Genomic DNA, 20,168 nt, shown 5'->3' with positions numbered 1-20,168 from the left:
TTCTCCTTCACTGACCGGAATTGGACTTGCGGTCGCGCCGCATGTCGTGGAACACGATGGGGGTCGCCTTCTTCTTGCCGAACAGGCTGGCCTCGGACTCGCCGCCGGAGCAGCCGTTGCCGAAGGTGAAGCCGCAGGACGCCTTGTCCTCGAAGGTGTTTTCCACCAATTCCTTGTGGCTGGACGGAATCACGAAGCGGTCTTCGTAATTGGCGATGGCCATCACCTGGTACATCTCTTCCACCTGGGCCGGGTTCAGATGCGTGCCCTTGAGAGTGGCGGCGTCCGACACCTTCTCCACGCTCTTCTTGCGCATATAGCGCCGCATCGCGACCATGGTTTCCAGCGCCTTCACCACCGGCTCTTCCTTGCCCGCGGTCAACAGATTGGCCAGGTACTGGATGGGGATGCGCAAATCCTTGACGTCCGGAATGATGCCGTTCTCGCCTATCAGGCCGTTTTCCATCGCGGACTGGATCGGCGACAGCGGCGGGATGTACCACACCATCGGCAGGGTCCGGTATTCCGGGTGCAGCGGGAAAGCCACTTTCCACTCCATCGCCATCTTGTAGACCGGGGAGCGCTGCGCGGCGTCGATCCAGCTTTGCGGAATGCCCTGCTTCTGCGCCTCGGCGATCACCTCCGGCGCGTTCGGATCCAGGAACACGCCCAGCTGCGCCTCGTACAGGCTCTTCGGATCTTCCACCGCGGCGGCTTCGTCTATCTTGTCGGCGTCGTACAAGAGCACGCCCAGGTAGCGGATGCGGCCGACGCAGGTTTCCGAGCACACCGTCGGCTGGCCGCCCTCGATGCGCGGGTAGCAGAAGGTGCACTTCTCGGCCTTGCCGGAGGTCCAGTTGTAATAAATCTTCTTGTACGGGCAGCCGGACACGCACATGCGCCAGCCGCGGCATTTGTCCTGATCGATCAGCACGATGCCGTCGTCTTCGCGCTTATAGATGGAGCCGGACGGACAGGAAGCAACGCAGGCCGGGTTCAGGCAGTGTTCGCACAGGCGCGGCAGATACATCATGAAGGTGTTCTCGAAGGCCGAGTACATTTCCTTCTGGATGCCTTCAAACAAGGCGTCCTTGCTGCGCTTGGAGAATTCGCCACCCAGATCGTCTTCCCAGTTCGGGCCCCATTCGATCTTGTCCATCTTCTTGCCGGTCAGCACCGACACCGGCCGCGCGGTGGGCGGCGTCTGCATTTCCGGCGCGTTCTGCAGGTGTTCGTAATCGTAGGTGAACGGCTCGTAGTAATCGTCTATCGCCGGCATATTGGGGTTGGCGAAGATATTGCCCAGGATTTTCAGCCGTCCGCCCTGACGCGGCTCCAGCTTGCCGTTGGGCTTGCGCACCCAGCCGCCCTTCCATTTTTCCTGGTTCTCCCATTCCTTGGGGTAACCGATGCCGGGCTTGGTTTCCACATTGTTGAACCAGGCGTATTCGACGCCGTCGCGGCTGGTCCAGACGTTCTTGCAGGTGACCGAACAAGTGTGGCAGCCGATGCACTTGTCCAGATTCAGCACCATGCCGATTTGAGCGCGGATTTTCATTCTTTATCTCCTGCCGGACTATCCATCCAGTCCACCTTGTTCATCTTGCGCACTACCACGAATTCGTCGCGGTTGGCGCCCACGGTGCCGTAGTAATTGAAACCCCAGGACAGTTGCGCGTAACCGCCAATCATGTGGGTGGGCTTGGTCACCGCGCGGGTCACCGAGTTATGGATGCCGCCGCGCTTGCCGGACACTTCCGCGCCCGGCACGTTCACGATCTTCTCCTGAGCGTGGTACATCAGCGTCATGCCCTGAGGCACCCGCTGCGATACCACCGCGCGGGCGGTCAGCGTGCCATTGACGTTGAACACCTCGATCCAGTCGTTGTCCACGATGCCGGCCTTCTTGGCGTCATCCTCGGACAGCCACACGTGCGGGCCGCCGCGGCTCAGGGTCAGCATGCGCAGATTGTCGGAATAGGTGCTGTGGATGCCCCACTTCTGGTGCGGGGTCAGGAAGTTCAGCACCAGCTCGTGATTGCCGTTGCCGCGCTTGCCCAGCACCGCCTGGGTGGTTTTCAGATCCACCGCCGGCTTGTACACGCACAGGCCTTCGCCGAAGGCGCGCATCCACTGGTGATCCTGGTAGAACTGCTGACGGCCGGTGATGGTTCTCCAAGGGATCAGCTCGTGCACATTGGTGTAGCCGGCGTTGTAGCTGACTTCTTCGCTTTCCAGGCCGGACCAGGTGGGCGAGGAAATGATCTTGCGCGGCTGCGCCTGCACGTCGCGGAAGCGGATGCTGTCATGCTCGCGCGGCTTGGCCAGATGGGTGTGATCGCGGCCGGTGATCTTGGACAGCGCGTCCCAGGCCTTCACCGCCACGTGGCCGTTGGTTTCCGGCGCCAGCGTCAGAATCATCTCGGCGGCGTCGATAGCGGTTTCCAGCTTGGGCTGGCCCTTGCCGGCACCCTGGCTCGCCACCTGGTTCAGGCCGCGCAGGATGTCCACTTCATGGCCGGTTTTCCAGTTGATGCCCTTGCCGCCGTTGCCGGCTTTTTCCAGCAAGGGGCCGATGGTGGTGAACTTGTCGTAGATCGCGCCGTAGTCGCGCTCCACCACCGTCATCTTGGGCATGGTCTTGCCTGGCACCGGCTCGCACTCGCCTTTTTTCCAGTCCTTGGGATCGAAGGGCTGGCCCAGCTCTTCCGGGGTGTCGTGCATCAGCGGGGTCAGCACCAAGTCTTTTTGCACGCCCAGGTAGTCCTTGCCGATCTCGGACAACTTCTTGGCGAAGCCCTTGTAGATCTCCCAGTCGGTGCGCGACTGCCACAAGGGTTGCACCGCTTCGGACAGCGGGTGGATGAAGGGGTGCATGTCCGAGGTGTTGAGGTCGTCCTTCTCGTACCAGGTGGCGGTGGGCAGCACGATATCGCCGTACAAGCAGGTGGTGGACATGCGGAAGTCCAGCACCACCAGCAGGTCCAGCTTGCCTTCCGCCGCCGGGCGCACGGTGATTTCGGTCGGCTTGATGCAATCGTCTTCCGAATTCAGCACCGCGTTCTGGGTGCCCAACAGGTATTTGAGGAAGTATTCGTGGCCCTTGCCGGAGCTGCCCAGGATGTTGGAACGCCACACAAACATATTGCGCGGGAAGTTCTGCGGGTTGTCCGGGTCGTTGCAGGCCAGGTCCAGCTTGCCGGACTTGAGGCCGTCCACCACGTAGGCGGCGGCGTCCTGGCCGGCGGCAGCCGCGGCGCGGGTCACCTCCAGCGGGTTGGCGGACAGCTGCGGCGCGGACGGCAGCCAGCCCATGCGCTCGGCCTTGGCGTTGTAGTCGATCAGCGCCATGCCGGCCATGCGGCCGTCGGCGGTGGGCGCCAGGATTTCGCCCACGCCCAGTTTTTCATGCCGCCACTGGCTGGTATGCGCATAGAAGAAGCTGGTGCCGTTCATCTGCCGCGCCGGGCGGTTCCAGTCGCCGGCGAAGGCCAACGGCGCCCAGCCGGTTTGCGGACGCAGTTTTTCCTGGCCCACGTAGTGGCACCAGCCGCCGCCGGACTGGCCGATACAGCCGCACAGCATCAGCATATTGATGATGCCGCGGTAGGTCATGTCCATGTGGTACCAGTGGTTCAGCGCCGCGCCGACGATGACCATGGACTTGCCTTGGGTCTGGTCCGCGTTCTGCGCGAACTCGCGCGCCACCTGGATCACCAGTTCCGGCTTCACGCCGGTGTGCTTTTGCTGCCAGGCCGGGGTATAGGGCACGTCGTCCATGTAGTCGACGGCGACATTGCCGCCGCCCAGGCCACGGTCTATGCCGTAGTTGGCCGCCATCAGGTCGAATACCGTGGCCACCAGGGTTTCGCTGCCGTCGGCCAGGCGGATGCGCTTGGCCGGCACATTGCGAGTCAGCAGTTCATCGTGCTCGGCGCCGAAGTAAGGGAAGCCAACGCCCACCACCGCGTCGCTTTCTTTGATCAGCGACAGCTTGCCGGACACTTCGCGGCCGCTGGCGCCATCCTTCTGCTCCAGGTTCCACTTGCCGGTCTTGCCCTCGGCCTGGCCCCAGCGGAAGCCGATGGAACCGTTGGGCGCGACGATGTCGCCACTGGCCTCGTCGATCAGCAGGGTTTTCCAGTCCGGATTGTTGTCTTCGCCCAGGCTGTCCGCCAGATGGGAGGCGCGCAGGAAGTAGTCCGGAATGTAACGCTCGCCGTCTTGCTTCAGCGCCACCAGCATCGGCATGTCGGTATAGCGGCGGATGTAGTCGGTGAAATAGCCGGATGGATTATCGAGGTGGAATTCCTTGAAGATCACATGGCCCATCGCCATCGCCAGCGCGGCGTCGGTGCCCTGCTTGGGCGCCATCCAGATGTCGCCGAACTTGGCCATTTCGCCAAAGTCGCTGGACACCGCCACCGTCTTGGTGCCCTTGTAGCGCACCTCGGTGTAGAAGTGGGCGTCCGGGGTGCGGGTCATCGGCACATTGGAGCCCCACACCATCAGATAAGTAGAGTTGTACCAGTCGGCGGACTCGGCCACGTCGGTCTGCTCGCCCCAGGTCTGCGGGCTGGCCGGCGGCAAGTCGCAATACCAGTCGTAGAAGGACAGCGGCACGCCGCCGATCAGGCTGAGGTAGCGGCTGCCGGCGGCGTAGGACACCATGGACATCGCCGGAATCGGCGAGAAGCCCACCACGCGGTCCGGACCGAACTTCTTGATGGTGAAGGCGTTGGCGGCGGCCACGATCTCATTGGCCTCTTCCCAGCTGGCGCGCACGAAACCGCCCTGGCCGCGCTTGGACTTGTACTGCTTAGCCAATTCCGGCGTCTGGCTGATCTGCTCCCAGGCTTCCACCGGACTCAGGGTCTGGCGCGCCTCGCGCCACAATTTGGCCAGCCGGCCGCGGATCATCGGGTATTTGACGCGCTGGGCGGAATAAACGTACCAGCTGTAGGACGCGCCGCGCGGGCAGCCGCGCGGTTCGTGATTGGGCAGGTCCGGCCGGGTGCGCGGGTAATCGGTCTGCTGGGTTTCCCAGGTGATCAGGCCGTTCTTCACATACACCTTCCAGCTACAGGAGCCGGTGCAGTTCACGCCATGGGTGGAACGCACCACCTTGTCGTGCTGCCAGCGTTGGCGGTAGGCGTTTTCCCAACCGCGATCCTCGTTGACGACGGCGCCATGACCATTGGCAAAGGTGGAGCGGGTCTTGCCCAGGAAATTCAAACGGTCGAGAAAGTGACTCATCTTGCCTCCAAATATCGGGGTCCGCGCCGCGCGGATCGGTGGCTCCAGCCACCGGGGGAAACGGACCTTTTCACTTGATTGCAAGCTTAGAACCTAGCGACAAGCATCGACATTCGCCGAAGGTTGGCGCGTGGCGGCGCATTGGCACTAGTCACGGTTAGTACTTTGGCGAGAAGGACTAGCCAGAAAGAACTAGTCCCGCGCATCCGGCGCTTGTCGCGGAAAAATAAAATGTTATAACATAACAAAAACGACGGCCGGGCCGGCTGTCTTCCCCATAGCGCAATCACTCAATTGGACCCCTCGCGATGACAAGCTCCGCCTCCCCCGCCGACGCCAGACTGCCGGTCACCGTGCTGTCCGGCTTCCTCGGCGCCGGCAAGACCACCTTGCTCAACCACATCCTCAACAACCGCGAAGGCCGCCGCGTGGCGGTGATCGTCAACGATATGAGCGAGGTCAATATCGACGCCGCCCTGGTGCGCGACGGCGGCGCCGCGCTGTCGCGCACCGAGGAAAAACTGGTGGAAATGAGCAATGGCTGCATCTGCTGCACCCTACGCGAAGACCTGCTGCTGGAAGTGTCGCGGCTGGCGCATGAAGGGCGCTTCGACCAGTTGGTGATCGAATCCACCGGCATCGCCGAGCCGCTGCCGGTGGCGGAAACCTTCACCTTCGCCGACGAGCAAGGCCGCAGCCTGGCCGACTCCGCGCGGCTGGACACCATGGTCACCGTGGTGGACGCCTGTCACTTCCTGCGTGACTACGCCTCGCGCGATCAGCTGCGACAACGCGGCGAATCCCTGGGCGAGGCCGATGAACGCACGGTGGCGGACCTGTTGATCGAACAAGTGGAGTTCTGCGACGTGATCGTGCTCAACAAGACCGATCTGATCGACGCCGCGGACAAGGAACGGCTGGCCGGCATCCTGCGCCAGCTCAACCCGCGCGCCCGCATCGTCGAAGCCCGCTTCGGCCAGGTGCCGCTGGACGCGGTGCTCAACACCGGCCTGTTCGACTTCGACGCCGCCGCCGATGCCCCCGGCTGGCTCGGCGAGCTGCGCGGCGAGCACACGCCGGAAACCGAGGAATACGGCATCGCCAGCTTCGTCTACCGCGCGCGCCGCCCCTTCCATCCGCAGCGCTTCTTTGAACTGGCGCAGCGGGAATGGCCGGGCGTGCTGCGCTCCAAGGGCTATTTCTGGCTGGCCAGCCGCCCGGCCCACGCCCAGCTGTGGTCGCAGGCCGGCGCGGTGTGCCGCCACGAGCTGGCCGGCCAATGGTGGGCCGCCACCCCGCGCGAACACTGGCCGCAGGACGAAGACAGCCTGCGCCAGATCGAAAGCCACTGGCTGGACGGCATCGGCGACGCGCGCCAGGAACTGGTGCTGATCGGCATCGCCATGAACGAAGCCGAACTGCGCCGGCAACTGGACGCCTGCCTGCTGGACGAGGCCGAAATGGCCGCCGGCCCGGCCGCCTGGGCGCTGCTGCCGGACCCCTTCCCGCCGCTGGAAACCGCCGTGGCGGAGGAAACGGCATGAACGCCCCGCTGCCCGATATCGCGCGCAGCGGCGCCGCCGCCGCGCTGCTGTCCTTGAACTGGGTGGGCATGGACGGCATCGCGCTGCCGCTGCGGCTGGCGGACGCCGCCCACGGCTGCGTCTCCGCCCGCGCCAGCGTGCAAGTCAACCTGCCCCAGCCGGCGATCAAGGGCATACACATGTCCCGGCTCTACCGGCTGCTGCAGCCTCACGCCGGCGCCGCGCCGCTGAGCCCGGACGCCCTCGGCCGGCTGCTGCGGGCGATGGCGGACAGCCACGCCGACTGCGGCAGCGACGCCGCCCGCGCCGAATTCCGCTTTGAACTGCTATGCCAACGCCCGGCGCTGGCCACGCCGGGCCTGTCCGGCTGGAAAGCCTACCCGGCCGCGCTGGGCGCCGAACTCGATGGCGACGGCTGCCGGCTGTGGGCCGAAGTGGAAATCGCCTACTCCTCCACCTGCCCCTGCTCCGCCGCGCTGGCGCGCCGGCTGATCGCCGACGCCTTCCTCCAACAGAACTGCGCGGCCACGCCGGACGCGGTTTACGACTGGCTGCTGGAACACGCCACCCTGGCCACCCCGCACAGCCAGCGCAGCCAGGCGCGGCTGCGCTTCGACATCCCCGCCGACGCCGCCGGCTGGGAGCTGGCGGCGCGCATAGACCTGGCCGAGCAGGCACTGGCCACCCCGGTGCAAACCGCGGTCAAGCGCGCCGACGAACAAGCCTTCGCCGCGCTCAACGGCGCCAATCTGATGTATGTGGAAGACGCCGCGCGCCGGCTGCAAGCGGCGCTGGCCGGCCACGGCCTGAGCCGGGTCGACGTCCGCCACCAGGAAAGCCTGCACCCTCACGACGCGGTGGCGGCAAGTCAGCTCCCGGAGGGGCTCGCATGATACGCAAGAACCCTTCGGGCCACCTGCCGGTGATCGCCGAATCCGCCTACGTCGACAAAACCGCCATCCTCTGCGGCAAGATCATCGTCCACGACCATGTCTTCATCGGCCCCTACGCGGTGATCCGCGCCGACGAAGTGGACGCCAACGGCGAGATGGAGGCCATCGTCATCGGCCCCCACTCCAATATCCAGGACGGCGTGGTCATCCACTCCAAGGCCGGCGCCGCCGTCGCCATAGGCGCGCACACCTCCATCGCCCACCGCTCCATCATCCACGGCCCCTGCACCGTGGGCGAACGCGTCTTCGTCGGCTTCAACAGCGTGCTGTTCAACTGCCGCGTCGGCGACGGCTGCGTGGTGCGCCACAACGCGGTGGTGGACGGCTGCGAACTGCCTGCCGGCTGCTACGTGGCCTCCACCGAACGCATAGGCGCGGCCAGCGACACCGCGCGCCTGCCCAAGGCCAGCGTGTCCGCCGCCGAATTCTCCGAAGACGTGCTGCGCGCCAACAGCGAACTGGTGCGCGGCTACAAAGCGCTGCAAAACGAGTTCTGAATGAGCGACATCCTGATCCGCAACGCCCGCCTGGTCAGCGACGGCCGCGAGTGGGAAGCCGACCTGCGCGTCGGCAACGGCCGCATCCGCCGCATCGATGCCAGCCTGCCCGGCCGCCCCGGCGACATCGACATCGACGCCGCCGGCCAATGGCTGCTGCCCGGCATGATCGACGACCAAGTCCACTTCCGCGAACCCGGCGCGCCGCACAAGGGCAGCATCGCCAGCGAATCCCGCGCCGCGGTGGCCGGCGGCGTCACCAGCTTCATGGACATGCCCAACACCCGGCCGGCCACCACCTGCCTGGACGCGCTGGCGGACAAGGAAAGCCGCGCCGCCGCCGGCTCGGTGGCCAATTACGGCTTCCACCTCGGCGCCACCCGCCACAATCTGGACTTGATCGCCGCGCTGCCGCCCAAGCGCGCCGCAGGCGTCAAAGTGTTCATGGGCGCCAGCACCGGCGACCTGCTGCTGGACGACCCGGCCGCGCTGGAACGGCTGTTCGCCGCTTGCCCGCTGCCCATCCTCACCCACTGCGAACACACGCCGCGCATCCGCGAACGCGAAGCCGCCTGGCGGCTGCGCTTCGGCGACGACATCCCGCCGAACCAGCACCCGCTGATCCGCGACGCCGAAGCCTGCTACCAATCCACCCGGCTGGCGGTGGAGCTGGCGCGGCGCCACGGCAGCCAGCTGCACGTGCTACACCTGAGCAGCGCGCGCGAACTGGAGCTGTTCCAGCCCGGCCCCGTCGCCGGCAAGCGCATCACCGCCGAAGCCTGCGTCCACCACCTGCTGCTGGACGACGGCGACTACGCCCGCCTGGGCCACCTGATCAAATGCAATCCGGCGATCAAAAGCCGCGCCGACCGCGCCGCGCTGCGCCAGGCGCTGCGCGACGGCCGCATCGATCTGATCGGCACCGATCACGCGCCGCACGCCTGGGAGGAAAAACAGCAACCCTACGCCCAGGCCCCGGCCGGCCTGCCGCTGGTTCAGCACGCGCTGCCGGCGCTGCTGGAACTGGTGGCCGACGGCGAACTGACGCTGCCGCAACTGGTGGACAAGACCAGCCACGCGGTGGCCACGCGCTTCGCCATCGCCGAACGCGGCTATCTGCGCGAAGGCTATTGGGCCGATCTCACGCTGGTGCAGCGCCTGCCCGCGCCGCGCCCGGTGTGCCGCGACGCCCTGCTGGCCCATTGCGGCTGGACCCCGTTCCCGCATCTGGCCTTCCGCCACGCGGTCAGCGCCACCATCGTTTCCGGTCAGTTGGCCTGGCATCAGGGCCGCATCCAGCCGGACTGCCAGGGACTGCCGCTGCGGTTTATGCGTTGAACAGGCAAAAAAGCCCGCTGTTTCCAGCGGGCCAAGTCTTACCCCAATTTTGATCAAGCAGCTCAAGCCTCCGTGGCGGCCAGCTCGCGCCGCGCCTCCGGCGCCGGACGCGCCAACAACTCCATCCACTTGCGGCAGGCGGACAGCAGGATCACCAGGCCCAGCGCCAGCATGGCGATGGAGATGGCGGCGTTGAACAGGTTGTAGCCCTTGGCCGCCGGGTTCAGGTAAACGTGCTTGATCATCCAGTAGCCGGCGTAATTGACGGTGACGTAGAGATAAGCCAGCGGCAGCAAGCAAGTCATCATGTAGGCGCGATTGTGCGACAGCCGCAGGATGATGGTGGCGCCGATGATCAGGCCGATGGACGCCATCAGCTGATTGGACACGCCAAACAGCGCCCACACCGAATTGATGTCGCCGGAGTTCAGCAGATAACCCCACAGCAGGCAGGCCACCACCGAGGCGCCGATGGCGCCGGGCATCCAGTCGGTGCGCTTGAGCGGCGCCCAGGCGTCGCCAACGAAATCCTGGATCAGATAACGGGCGACGCGGGTGCCGGAATCGATGGCGGTAAGGATGAACACCGCTTCGAACATCACCATGAACTGGAAGAAATAGGACGCCAGATTATGGAACCAGGGAATGCGGGTGAAGATGTCCGCCATGCCCACCGCCAGCGTCACCGCGCCGCCGGTGCGGCCGTACAGGTCCAGGCCGATCTCCTGGGACAGCTGCGGCAGGTTCACCACCTGCATGCCCAGCTTGGCGAAGGTGTCCGGCGCGGAGTTGATGGCGAAGTAATCCGCCGGGTGCAAGGCGGTGGCGGCGATCAAGGCCATCACCCCCACCACGCATTCGGCCAGCATCGCGCCGAAACCCACCGGCAGGATGTCGCTCCAGCGGTCTATCTGCTTGGGCGTGGTGCCGGAGCCGATGAAGGCATGGAAGCCGGAAATCGCGCCGCAGGCGATGGTGATGGAGATGAACGGCCATACCGGGCCGGCCAGCACCGGGCCGCCGCCGTGGATGAACTGGGTGACGGCGGGGAACTGGATTTGCGGGTTGATGAACACCACGCCCACCACCAGCAAGCCGAACACGCCTATCTTCATGAAGCTGGACAGGCAGGCGCGCGGAGTCAACAGCATCCACACCGGCAACGCGGTGGCGAAGAAGGCGTAGATGGGCAGCAGCAGGGACACGGTGGACGCTTTCAGCGTCAGCAGTTCGCCCAGCGCGGTGCCCTGGATATAAGGGCCGGCGAACACACAGGCCATGATGGCGGCGACGCCGACATAGCTGGCGTTCTTCATGCTGCCGGTGACGCGCTCCCACAGGCCGACGGCGATGGCGATGGGAATGGTCATGCTCACCGCGAACGCACCCCAGGGATTGCGCTCCAGCGCATGCACCACCACCATGGACAGGCCGGCCATGGTGATAGTGATGATGAACAGCATGGCCAGGCCGGTGCACCAGCCGGCCCAGGGGCCGAGTTCGGTCTTGGCCACTTCCGACAGCGATTTGCCGTGATGCTTCATCGAGGCGAACAGCACCACGGTGTCGTGCACCGCGCCGCCGATCACACAGCCTATCAGCAGCCACAGCATGCTGGGCAGATAGCCGTACTGGGCGGCCAGCACCGGCCCCACCAGCGGGCCGGCCGCCGCGATGGCGGCGAAGTGGCCGCCAAACGCCACCCACTTGCTGGTGGGCACATAGTCCTTGCCGTCCTGCAATTCATGCGCCGGGGTCACGGCGCTATCATCGACACCCAATACCTTGCGCGTGAAGAACACCCCGTACAGGCGGTAGCAGATGGCAAGTATGCAAAGGGTGGCGATCACGAAGGTCAATGCGTGATCCATTTTTGTCAGCTCCGGTGATAGTCTTACCCGGAACTTACGCGCGGGCGCGGCCGCCGTGGGGCGGAAACCGGCTCAGCGGCAGCATGGCGGCGCCAGCGGTAGCCCAAAGGGGGCGAGCGGCGCCCGGAAATCTCGCTCGCAGGCACGACGACGAAAACCATGGGAAAGCAGAACGGTAAAGAACGGCATGAACACCCGCCGCTCAGGGCTGCCAATCCTGATAAGGCTTATGCACCTTGAGATAAGCTTGTTGCAACTCGCCGCTGGCGCGCGCGGCGCGGATGGCCCGGCTCAGCGCCTGATTGACGAAATCGCCGCGATGGTTGCAATTGAGGAAGAGCACGTCCGGGTAATCGTCGAAGCGGGTGCGATGGATATTGGACAGCTTGAACTTGCGCACCAGATAATCCGCCTCCTCCTGAGCCCACAACACCCCGTCCACCCGGCCCAGGTTCAGCTTTTTCAACGACAGTTCCAGATTGACCACGCTCTTGCTGGGGAAGCCCCAGTTCACTGGCGGCGCTTCGATGTCGTACTTGGCCAGATTGGCCATGCGCAGCACATCGTCCCGGCTCAACGGCCGGCTCTTGTGGGTGTAGAGCACGAAAGTGACCTTGCCCAGCATTTCCCGGGTGAACTGATACGGTGTGGCATCGTCGGCGCTGTCGCGCACCTTCATGATGGGAAAGCGGAAATCCGCGTTCTTGTCACTGGTGTCCATGTACACGCGCTTGACCGGCTCGATGCTGAAGCTGATCTTGCCTTCCTTGTAATGCCTGGCCACCACTTGCAGCAGTTCAGCGAACGGGCTGCTTTGATTGTTCTCCAGCAATTGCGGCAGAAACACGGCAATGCCGTGCAAGTCCGGCCGCCGGATGTCCGGCGAGCTGTCCTGCGTCGCCGTGCCATTGCAGGCATGAAGCAGCCCAGGCGTCATCCCCAGCGCCAAGGCCGCGCATTGTAATAGTCGCATCGCCATCTCACACTCCCCCTGTCTGAGATGTAGCACACGCGGCTGGCCGCCGCTTCAGCCGGCGATGCCCAACGCGTCCTTCAAGGGCTTCAGATAGCGGCGGCTGACCGGCAGGCTGTGGCCGTCCAGCGTATGGATGGTGGCGACGCCGTTGTCGCCGAACAGGATTTCCCGGATCGCCGACAAGCGCACCAGGTATTGCCGATGGCAGCGGAACAGATCGCTGCGCTCTTCCAGCGTGCGCAGCGTCAGCTCGGTGAAGCGCTCCACACCGGCGGCGTCCACCACGTAAACGCCGCTGAGCCGGGAGCAGACATAAGCCACCTCCTCCAAGCGGCACAGCACGATGCGGTTGACGCCCTGGCAGGGAATCAGGCTTAGCGGCGCCAAGGCGCTCATCGCTGCTAGCGGCGGCGCGGCGCGCTGGCGCAGCCGCGCCAGGGTCTTGGTCAAGCGCGCCGGGTCCACCGGCTTCAGCAGATAGTCGCAGGCGTGTTCTTCAAAGGCCTGCAACGCGTAGGCGTCGTAAGCGGTGACGAACACCACTTGCGGCATGGCCTCCGGGTCCAACATCGCCAGCATTTCCAGGCCGCTGATGCGCGGCATCTGGATGTCCAGGAACACCACGTCCGGCTTACGGCGATGGATGAAGGCGATGGCCTCCACCGCGTTGCCGCACTCGCCGACGATGTCCAGTCCGCCGGCGGCCTGCAATAGCTGGCGCAATTCGTCGCGCGCCAGCGGCTCGTCGTCCACCAGCAGCGCGCTGGGCAGGCCGGCCGCGCTCATGCCGCCGCTCCGGCGCGGCGCGCGTCCGCCTGCGGGCAACGACAGGGCAGCAGCAGGCTGACTCGGGTGTAAAGCTCAGGCGCGCAATCCACCGCCACCCCGTAGGCCTCGCCGTAACGGGCGCGGATGCGGCGGTCCACCAACGACATGCCCAGGCCGTCGCTCTGCTCCGGCTTGCGGTAGAGCCCGGCGTTGTCCTCCACCGTCACCCGCAGGCCTTGCGCGTCGCAGCGGGCGGAGATGCGGATGCGCCCCGGCTCCAGCAGCTGGGAGGTGCCGTGCTTGATCGCGTTTTCCACCAGCGGCTGCAGGGAAAAGGCCGGCAGCTCGGCGCGGCGCGCCGCCTCCGGCGCTGCTATCTCCACCTGCAGCCGGCCGGCGAAGCGCGCCTCCTCGATGCGCAGATAGGCGCTGACGTGATCGATCTCGTCGCCCAGCGTGGCCATCTCGCTGGAGCGCTTCAGATTCTTGCGGAAAAAAGTGGACAGGTATTGCACCAGTTGGCGCGCGTGTTCCGGGTTGCGGCGTATCACCGCGGACAGGGTGTTGAGCGCGTTGAACAGGAAATGCGGATTGACCTGGGCGTGCAGCAGCTTGATCTCGGTCTGAGCCAGCAGCTGTTTCTGCTGCTCGTACTTGCCTTGCAGGATCTGGTTGGACAGCAGCCGGGCAATGCCCTCGCCCAGGGTCAGGTTGATGCCGGAAAACAACTTGTTGCGCGTCTCGTACAGCTTGATGGTGCCTATCACCCGCTCGTCCTCGCCGCGCAAGGGGATCACCAGCGAGGAGCCCAGCTTGCAGGCCGGGCTGATGGAGCAACGGTAAGGCGTCTCGTTGCCGTCGGCGTACACCACCTGGTTGGCGGCAATCGCGCGCTGGGTCAGCGGCGAGGTGATCGGCGTGCCCGCCAGATGGTGGTCGGCGCCGGCGCCGATGAAGGCCAGCAGCCGCTCGCGGTCGGTCAGCGCCACCGCGCCCACGCCCAGTTCCTCGTACAGGATGCGCGCCATGGTCATGCAGTTGTCGCGATCAAAGCCGTGGCGCAACACACCCTCGGCACGGGCGGCGATCTGCAGCGCCTTGGAGGAGAAAGCGGAGGAATACTTCTCCGCCAGCGCGCGCCGGTCCAGCAAGATGCGCATGAACATGGCCGCGCCCAGGGTGTTGGCTATCATCATCGGCAGCGCGATGCTGCGCACCAGATGCCAGGCGGCGGCGAAGGGCTTGACCGCCGCCAGCAGGATCAGCATTTGCATGCACTCGGCCAACAGCGCCACCGCGGCCACCGCCAGCGGGTCGAACACCCGCCCCAACTGGCCGCGCCGCACGAAATAATGGTGCACCAGCCCGCCCAGCAGGCCTTCGGCCATGGTGGACGCCATGCAGGCGCCGGCGGTGACGCCGCCCAGCGAATAACGATGCAGGCCGCCGGTGAAGCCCACCGCCAGCCCCACCCACGGCCCGCCCAACATGCCGCCCAGCACCGCGCCGGTGGCGCGGGTATTGGCGATGGAGTCGTCGATGTGCAGGCCGAAATAAGTGCCCATCACGCAGAACACCGAAAATACCAGATAGCACACCAGCTTGTGCGGCAGGCGGATGGTGACCTGGGTCAGCGGGATGAACAGCGGCGTCTTGGACAAGAGATAGGCGATCACCAGGTAAACGCACATCTGCTGCAACAAGGTCAGGATCAATGAAAACTCGGTCAACATGCGGGCAGCACAGTAAGGGTGTGCCGTCGAGCATAGGCGACGGTTCGCCGCCCGACCTTGGTCTGGATCAAACCGTTTTCAAGCGCCGCCGGCGCAAACAAAAACGGCCGCCGAAGGCGACCGTTTCTTTCCATCCAGACTTTACACCGGGATCACCGGAATCTTGCCTATCTTCACGCGCCACTCGGCCGGGCCGGTGTTGTGCACGCTGGAACCACAGGAATCCACCGCCACCGTCACCGGCATGTCCTTGACCTCGAACTCGTAAATGGCTTCCATGCCCAGGTCTTCGAAAGCCACCACCTTGGACGCCTTGATCGCCTTGGACACCAGGTAGGCGGAACCGCCTACGGCCATCAGATAGACCGCCTTGTTGTCCTTGATCGCCTCGATCGCGGAGGGACCGCGCTCGGCCTTGCCTATCATGCCCAAGAGGCCGGTCTGCTCCAGCATCTGACGGGTGAACTTGTCCATGCGGGTGGCGGTGGTGGGGCCGGCCGGGCCCACCACTTCGTCGCGCACCGGATCCACCGGACCCACGTAGTAGATGAAGCGATTGGTGAAGTCCACCGGCAGCTTCTCGCCCTTGTTCAGCATGTCCACCATGCGCTTGTGCGCGGCGTCGCGGCCGGTGAGGATCTTGCCGTTGAGCAGCAGCACGTCGCCCGGCTGCCAGCTTTGCACCTCTTCCGGGGTGATGGCGTCCAGGTTGACGCGCTTGCCGTTGGAGTTGTCGTAGGTGATGTCCGGCCAGTCTTCCAGGCGCGGCGCTTCCAGCGCGACCGGGCCGCTGCCGTCCAGGTGGAAGTGCACGTGGCGGGTGGCCGCGCAGTTGGGGATCATCGCCACCGGCAGGCTGGCCGCGTGGGTGGGGTAATCCAGAATCTTCACGTCCAATACCGTGGTCAGGCCGCCCAGGCCCTGGGCGCCGATGCCCAGCGCGTTGACCTTTTCAAACAGCTCCAGGCGCAGTTGCTCCACGCGGCTCAGTTCCGCGCCGCTGTCGGCCTTGGCTTTCAAGTCCTGGATGTCCACATGGCTCATCAGGCTTTCCTTGGCCAGCAGCATCGCCTTTTCCGGCGTGCCGCCGATGCCGATGCCGAGAATGCCCGGCGGACACCAGCCGGCGCCCATGGTGGGCAGGGTCTTCAGCACCCAGTCCACGATGGAATCGGACGGATTCAGCGCGTAGAACTTGGATTTGTTCTCCGAGCCGCCGCCCTTGGCCGCACAGGTCACTTCCACGCCGTCGCCTTCGACGATCTCGAAATGCACCACCGCCGGGGTATTGTCCTTGCTGTTCTGGCGTTTGCCGGCCGGGTCCAGCAGCACCGAGGCGCGCAGCTTGTTGTCCGGGTTCAGGTAAGCGCGGCGCACGCCTTCGTTCACCATCTCCTGCACCGACAACTCGGCGTCCCACTGCACCTTCATGCCCACCTTCAGGAACACCACGGCGATGCCGGTATCCTGACAGATCGGGCGCTTGCCTTCGGCGCACATGCGGCTGTTGATCAGGATCTGGGCCATGGCGTCCTTGGCCGCCGGGCTCTCTTCCTTCAGATACGCCTGGTACAGCGCGTCGATATAGTCTTTGGGATGGTAATAGCTGATGAACTGGAAGGCGTCGGCAATGCTTTGCACGAAGTCTTCCTGACGGATGATGGCCATTTTCGGGTTTCTCCAGCGTAGGGCTATTTGGGGTTTGCCCTGTTATTTTATGGAGGCGCGCCGCCCGCGCCAATCCAAACCCTCAACAGTACCCGATAAAACCGTCCGCGGCCAGCCAATGGGCGGCCTAAAGACCGCTGCGATCCTCGCGATCTTCCCTCGGACTGCGGTCGAAACGCTTGCGATAGGCGCGGGAAAAATAAGACGGCGACTCAAAGCCGCAGACCACGCTGATTTCCACCACGCTCAGCTCGGTCTGGCGCAGCAGCCAGCGGGCGCGATCCAGCCTCAGCGCGCGGTAGAACTCCGCCGGCGAGGCCTTGAGATGCGCGCGGAACAAGCGTTCCAGCTGGCGGCGGGTGGCGCCGCAACGCGCGGCCAGCTCCTCCGGCGGCCACGGCTCCTCCAGTTGCTCCTCCATCAGCCGTATCGCCTGCGCCAGCTTCTTGTTGTGCACCTGGTAGCGGCTGGCTACCTGCAGGCGCTGGTGCTCGGATGGGCTGCGCATCTGCCCCTGCACCAATTGCTCGGACACCGCCAGCGCCAGCTCGCGGCCGTGACGGCGCGCCAGCAAGGCCAGCGCCAGATCCAGCCCGGCCACCGCGCCGGCGGAGGTGGGCCGCCGCTCGGTCAGGAACAGCTCCTGGCTGGCGGTCACCTGCGGGTAGCGTTCCCGGAAAGCCGGAATCGCCTCCCAGTGCAGCGTCACCGTCTCGCCGCGCAGCAAGCCGGCCTCGGCCAGGATGAAACAGCCGGTGTCTATCGCCCCCAGGGTCACGCCCCCGCGCTCCAGCCGCCGCAGCGCCGCGCCCAGCTCCGGCGTGTAATGCCGCAACGGATGGAAGCTGCTGACCACGAACAGACAGGTGCACGGCCCGGCCTCCGCCAGCGCGCCGTCCACCATCAGTGCGATGCCGTTGCTGGCCGCCACCGCCTGCCCGTCCACGGACAACAGCCGCCAGCGGCTGGCGCCGGGCTGAAAGCGATTGGCAATGCGGAACGGCTCCATCAACGCGGCGAAGCCGATGAAGGAAAACTCCGGCAACAGCAGGAAATGGTATTCGTCCACCGCCCCCTCCCCAGTCCAAGACCCAGCATAAGCGCGAGCGCCCGGTTCGCGCCAATGCAAATTGTCGCGCAATGAAAAGTAAGCGTCGCCGCCATCCGCTCCGCAGCCGCCGGCAAACCGTTAAATCATCAACAGCCGTCCCCCACTCAAGGCTTTTTAAGGAGCCCCGTCATGCAGCAGCACGCCATCATCCAGCCCCCGCCCGCCGCGCCGCGCCTGCCCGCCGACTTCTGCAGCGACATCGACCGCGCCCACACCCTGCCGGCGCGCTGCTACACCGCCGACGAGGTGTTCCAGTACGAAAAAGAACAGATCTTCGCCAAATCCTGGCTCTGCCTGTGCCACGGCAGCGAGCTGGCCCGGCCCAACGATTACGTCACCCGCCGGGTGATAGGCGAGAACATCCTGCTGCTGCGCGACCGCGACGGCGAGCTGCGCGCCTTCTACAACGTCTGCCCGCACCGCGGCCACGAACTGCTCAGCGGCAGCGGCCAAGCCAGGAATGTGATCACCTGTCCCTACCACGCCTGGGCCTTCAAGCTGGACGGCCAACTGGCCCACGCGCGCAACTGCGAGCAGGTGGCGGACTTCGACCGGGCCGGCAGTCACCTGAGCCCGTTGCGGGTGGCCGAAAACTGCGGCTTCGTCTTCGTCAACATGGACCCGGACGCGGTGGACATCGACGTCGAATACGCCGGCCTGCGCGAGCACTTCATGCAAGTATGTCCGCGAGTGGCGGACTTGAAGGTGGCCGAGCGCGTGGTCACCACCACGCCGGCCAACTGGAAAGTCATCGTCGACAACTACATGGAGTGCTACCACTGCGCGCCGGCCCACCCCAGCTTCTCGCAATCGGTGACCACCGACGGCTACACCCACAGCCTTCACGGCCGCTGGACCTTGCAGCGCGGCGCCGCCCAATCCAGCGACAGCAGCTACGCCTTCGACGGCGAGGCCGCCAACCAGGCTTTCAACGGCTACTGGCTGTGGCCCGGCGTGATGTTCAACGTGGTGCCCGGCGACGCGGCGATGACGGTGATCTACGAATTTCCGGAATCCGCCGGCGTCACCGTCCAGCATTACGAAATCCTCTTCCTGAACCAGGATTTGAGCGAGGAACAGCGCCGCTTCGTCAGCTGGGCACGCGACGACTTCCGCCCCGAAGACCTGCGGCTGGTGGAAAGCGTGCAACGCGGGCTGCAATCGCGCGGCTACCGCGGCCAGGGCCGCATCATGGCGGACAGCCAGCGCAGCGGCATCAGCGAGCACGGCATCGCCCATTTCCACCAGATGGTGGCCGCCGCTTACCGCGGCTGAACCGGAGCGCCGCGCATGCCCGCCATCGTCACCGAAGTCTGCGCCATCGAAGAAGTAGCCGCCGGCGTCAAGGCCTTCACCCTGCGGCCGCTGGACGGCCCGGCCCCGCCCTGCCCGTCCGGCAGCCACATCGTGGTGGAGATGCCGCCGCCGGGCCGGCCGGCGGCCTATTCTCTGTTGGACCCCGGCGGCGGGGTCTACCGCATCGCGGTAAAACACGAGCCGGATTCGCGCGGCGGCTCGCGTTATCTGCACGCGCTGGCGCCGGGCAGCCGCCTGCGGGTGCAAGCGCCGGCCAATCGTTTCCCGCTGGCCGCCGTGCCCGGCCCGCGGCTGTTCATCGCCGGCGGCATCGGCATTACGCCCTTCATCGCCCATATGGCGGCGCTGGGCGCTGACGCGAACTACCAGCTGCACTACGCCTTCCGCGACGCCACCGGCGCCGCCTTCGCCGCCCAGCTGGCCGAGCGCAGCGAGCGCGGCGACGCCAGAGTCCGCCTGTACGAGAGCCGGGCCGGCCGCAGGCTGGACCTGGACGCGCTGATCGCCGCCGCGCCGGCGGACAGCCAGGTGTATGTCTGCGGACCGGAGCGACTGATCGCGGCGGCTGCGGACGCCTGCGCGCGGCGCTTGCCGGCCGGCCGGCTGCACTATGAGCGCTTCAGCGCCGACACGGCGGCGGCGAGCGCCGGCTTCGAGGTGGAACTGGCCCGCTCCGGCCTGCGGCTGCGGGTGGATGCTGACGAATCCATCCTGGCGGCGATAGAACGGCAGAGCTCGCTGCGGCCGGACTACCTATGCCGGGAAGGCTATTGCGGCAGCTGCGAAACCAGGCTGCTGGCAGGAGACGCCGAACACCGCGACCAATACCTGAGCGCGGCGGAGCGGCGGGAGCGCATCATGATCTGCGTGTCGCGGGCGGCGGGGAGCGGGCCGCTGGTGCTGGATTTGTAACTAAGGCCCGCTAACAAAACCCCTGATCCTGCGTTGCGTCTCCTGGTCGTACCACTTGTACTGTAGCTTCGCAGAAACTTCGTTTTCTGCGTCGGCGCGCCTTGGCTCAGGTACGCTGCGCGGTTTTGTTAGCAGGCCTAAGAGCCTGTTCACGATCTCGCGGGCTAAGGCGAGACAAGGCGTTGCGGCTGAAGAAGCGGAGTGTACAAGTGGTACATGAGCAT

General features: G+C 65.5%; 14 protein-coding genes. 6 read left to right on the top strand and 8 right to left on the bottom strand.

The window, feature by feature from the left end:
* Window positions 1–7: 7 nt before the first annotated feature.
* The gene (gene narH / locus VI26_RS11105; protein ID WP_048409818.1) at window positions 8–1,558 is read right to left on the bottom strand and encodes a nitrate reductase subunit beta; all 1,551 of its coding nucleotides are present in this window, start codon (window positions 1,556–1,558) and stop codon (window positions 8–10) included.
* Window positions 1,555–5,256, bottom strand: coding sequence for a nitrate reductase subunit alpha (locus VI26_RS11100; RefSeq protein WP_048409817.1), 3,702 nt, complete (start codon window positions 5,254–5,256; stop codon window positions 1,555–1,557). The genes narH and VI26_RS11100 overlap by 4 nt, the downstream gene beginning before the upstream one ends.
* A gap of 308 nt (window positions 5,257–5,564) precedes the next feature.
* On the opposite strand from VI26_RS11100, the gene zigA reads away from it, so the two are divergent.
* From zigA to VI26_RS11080, 4 genes are read left to right on the top strand one after another with little or no spacing between them, the layout of a single operon-like run.
* Window positions 5,565–6,800 carry a zinc metallochaperone GTPase ZigA gene (gene zigA, locus VI26_RS11095; protein ID WP_048409816.1) on the top strand — a complete coding sequence of 412 codons (1,236 nt, stop codon included), beginning with the start codon at window positions 5,565–5,567 and terminating at the stop codon, window positions 6,798–6,800.
* Window positions 6,797–7,693, top strand: a complete 897-nt coding sequence (gene folE2, locus VI26_RS11090; protein WP_048409815.1) for a GTP cyclohydrolase FolE2 — start codon at window positions 6,797–6,799, stop codon at window positions 7,691–7,693. Before zigA ends, folE2 begins: the two co-directional genes overlap by 4 nt.
* Window positions 7,690–8,250, top strand: coding sequence for a carbonate dehydratase (locus tag VI26_RS11085; RefSeq protein ID WP_048409814.1), 561 nt, complete (start codon window positions 7,690–7,692; stop codon window positions 8,248–8,250). The genes folE2 and VI26_RS11085 overlap by 4 nt, the downstream gene beginning before the upstream one ends.
* Entirely contained in the window at window positions 8,251–9,588 is a 1,338-nt protein-coding gene (locus VI26_RS11080; protein WP_048409813.1) for a dihydroorotase, read from the top strand.
* A 62-nt stretch (window positions 9,589–9,650) separates the two neighbouring features.
* Here the strand turns inward: VI26_RS11080 and VI26_RS11075 are convergent, their stop codons facing one another.
* From VI26_RS11075 to VI26_RS11050, 6 genes are all read right to left on the bottom strand, one after another.
* Window positions 9,651–11,459, bottom strand: coding sequence for a carbon starvation protein A (locus VI26_RS11075; RefSeq protein WP_048409812.1), 1,809 nt, complete (start codon window positions 11,457–11,459; stop codon window positions 9,651–9,653).
* A 202-nt stretch (window positions 11,460–11,661) separates the two neighbouring features.
* Complete coding sequence (locus tag VI26_RS11070) at window positions 11,662–12,432, bottom strand: hypothetical protein (protein WP_156183845.1); 771 nt, start codon at window positions 12,430–12,432, stop codon at window positions 11,662–11,664.
* 54 nt (window positions 12,433–12,486) lie between these two features.
* Window positions 12,487–13,221 (bottom strand): two-component system response regulator BtsR, encoded by a 735-nt coding sequence (gene btsR / locus VI26_RS11065; protein ID WP_231462624.1) that lies wholly within the window; start codon window positions 13,219–13,221, stop codon window positions 12,487–12,489.
* A complete protein-coding gene (locus VI26_RS11060) occupies window positions 13,218–14,936 on the bottom strand; it encodes a sensor histidine kinase (protein WP_048409810.1) in 1,719 nt (572 codons plus the stop codon). Before VI26_RS11060 ends, btsR begins: the two co-directional genes overlap by 4 nt.
* 141 nt (window positions 14,937–15,077) lie before the next feature.
* Entirely contained in the window at window positions 15,078–16,604 is a 1,527-nt protein-coding gene (locus VI26_RS11055) for a fumarate hydratase (protein WP_048409809.1), read from the bottom strand.
* 127 nt (window positions 16,605–16,731) lie between these two features.
* Complete coding sequence (locus tag VI26_RS11050; protein WP_048409808.1) at window positions 16,732–17,673, bottom strand: GlxA family transcriptional regulator; 942 nt, start codon at window positions 17,671–17,673, stop codon at window positions 16,732–16,734.
* Window positions 17,674–17,844: 171 nt separating this feature from the next.
* Between VI26_RS11050 and VI26_RS11045 the strand changes: the two genes are divergently transcribed.
* A complete protein-coding gene (locus VI26_RS11045) occupies window positions 17,845–18,990 on the top strand; it encodes an aromatic ring-hydroxylating dioxygenase subunit alpha (protein WP_048409807.1) in 1,146 nt (381 codons plus the stop codon).
* A gap of 15 nt (window positions 18,991–19,005) precedes the next feature.
* Window positions 19,006–19,944, top strand: a complete 939-nt coding sequence (locus VI26_RS25245) for a PDR/VanB family oxidoreductase (RefSeq protein ID WP_048409806.1) — start codon at window positions 19,006–19,008, stop codon at window positions 19,942–19,944.
* Window positions 19,945–20,168 lie beyond the last annotated feature (224 nt).

The organism is Chromobacterium sp. LK1 (assembly GCF_001043555.1).
GTDB classification, from domain to species: Bacteria; Pseudomonadota; Gammaproteobacteria; order Burkholderiales; family Chromobacteriaceae; genus Chromobacterium; species Chromobacterium aquaticum.
Note: the sequence above shows the minus strand (reverse complement) of the source record. Positions and strands in the feature narration are given on the sequence as shown.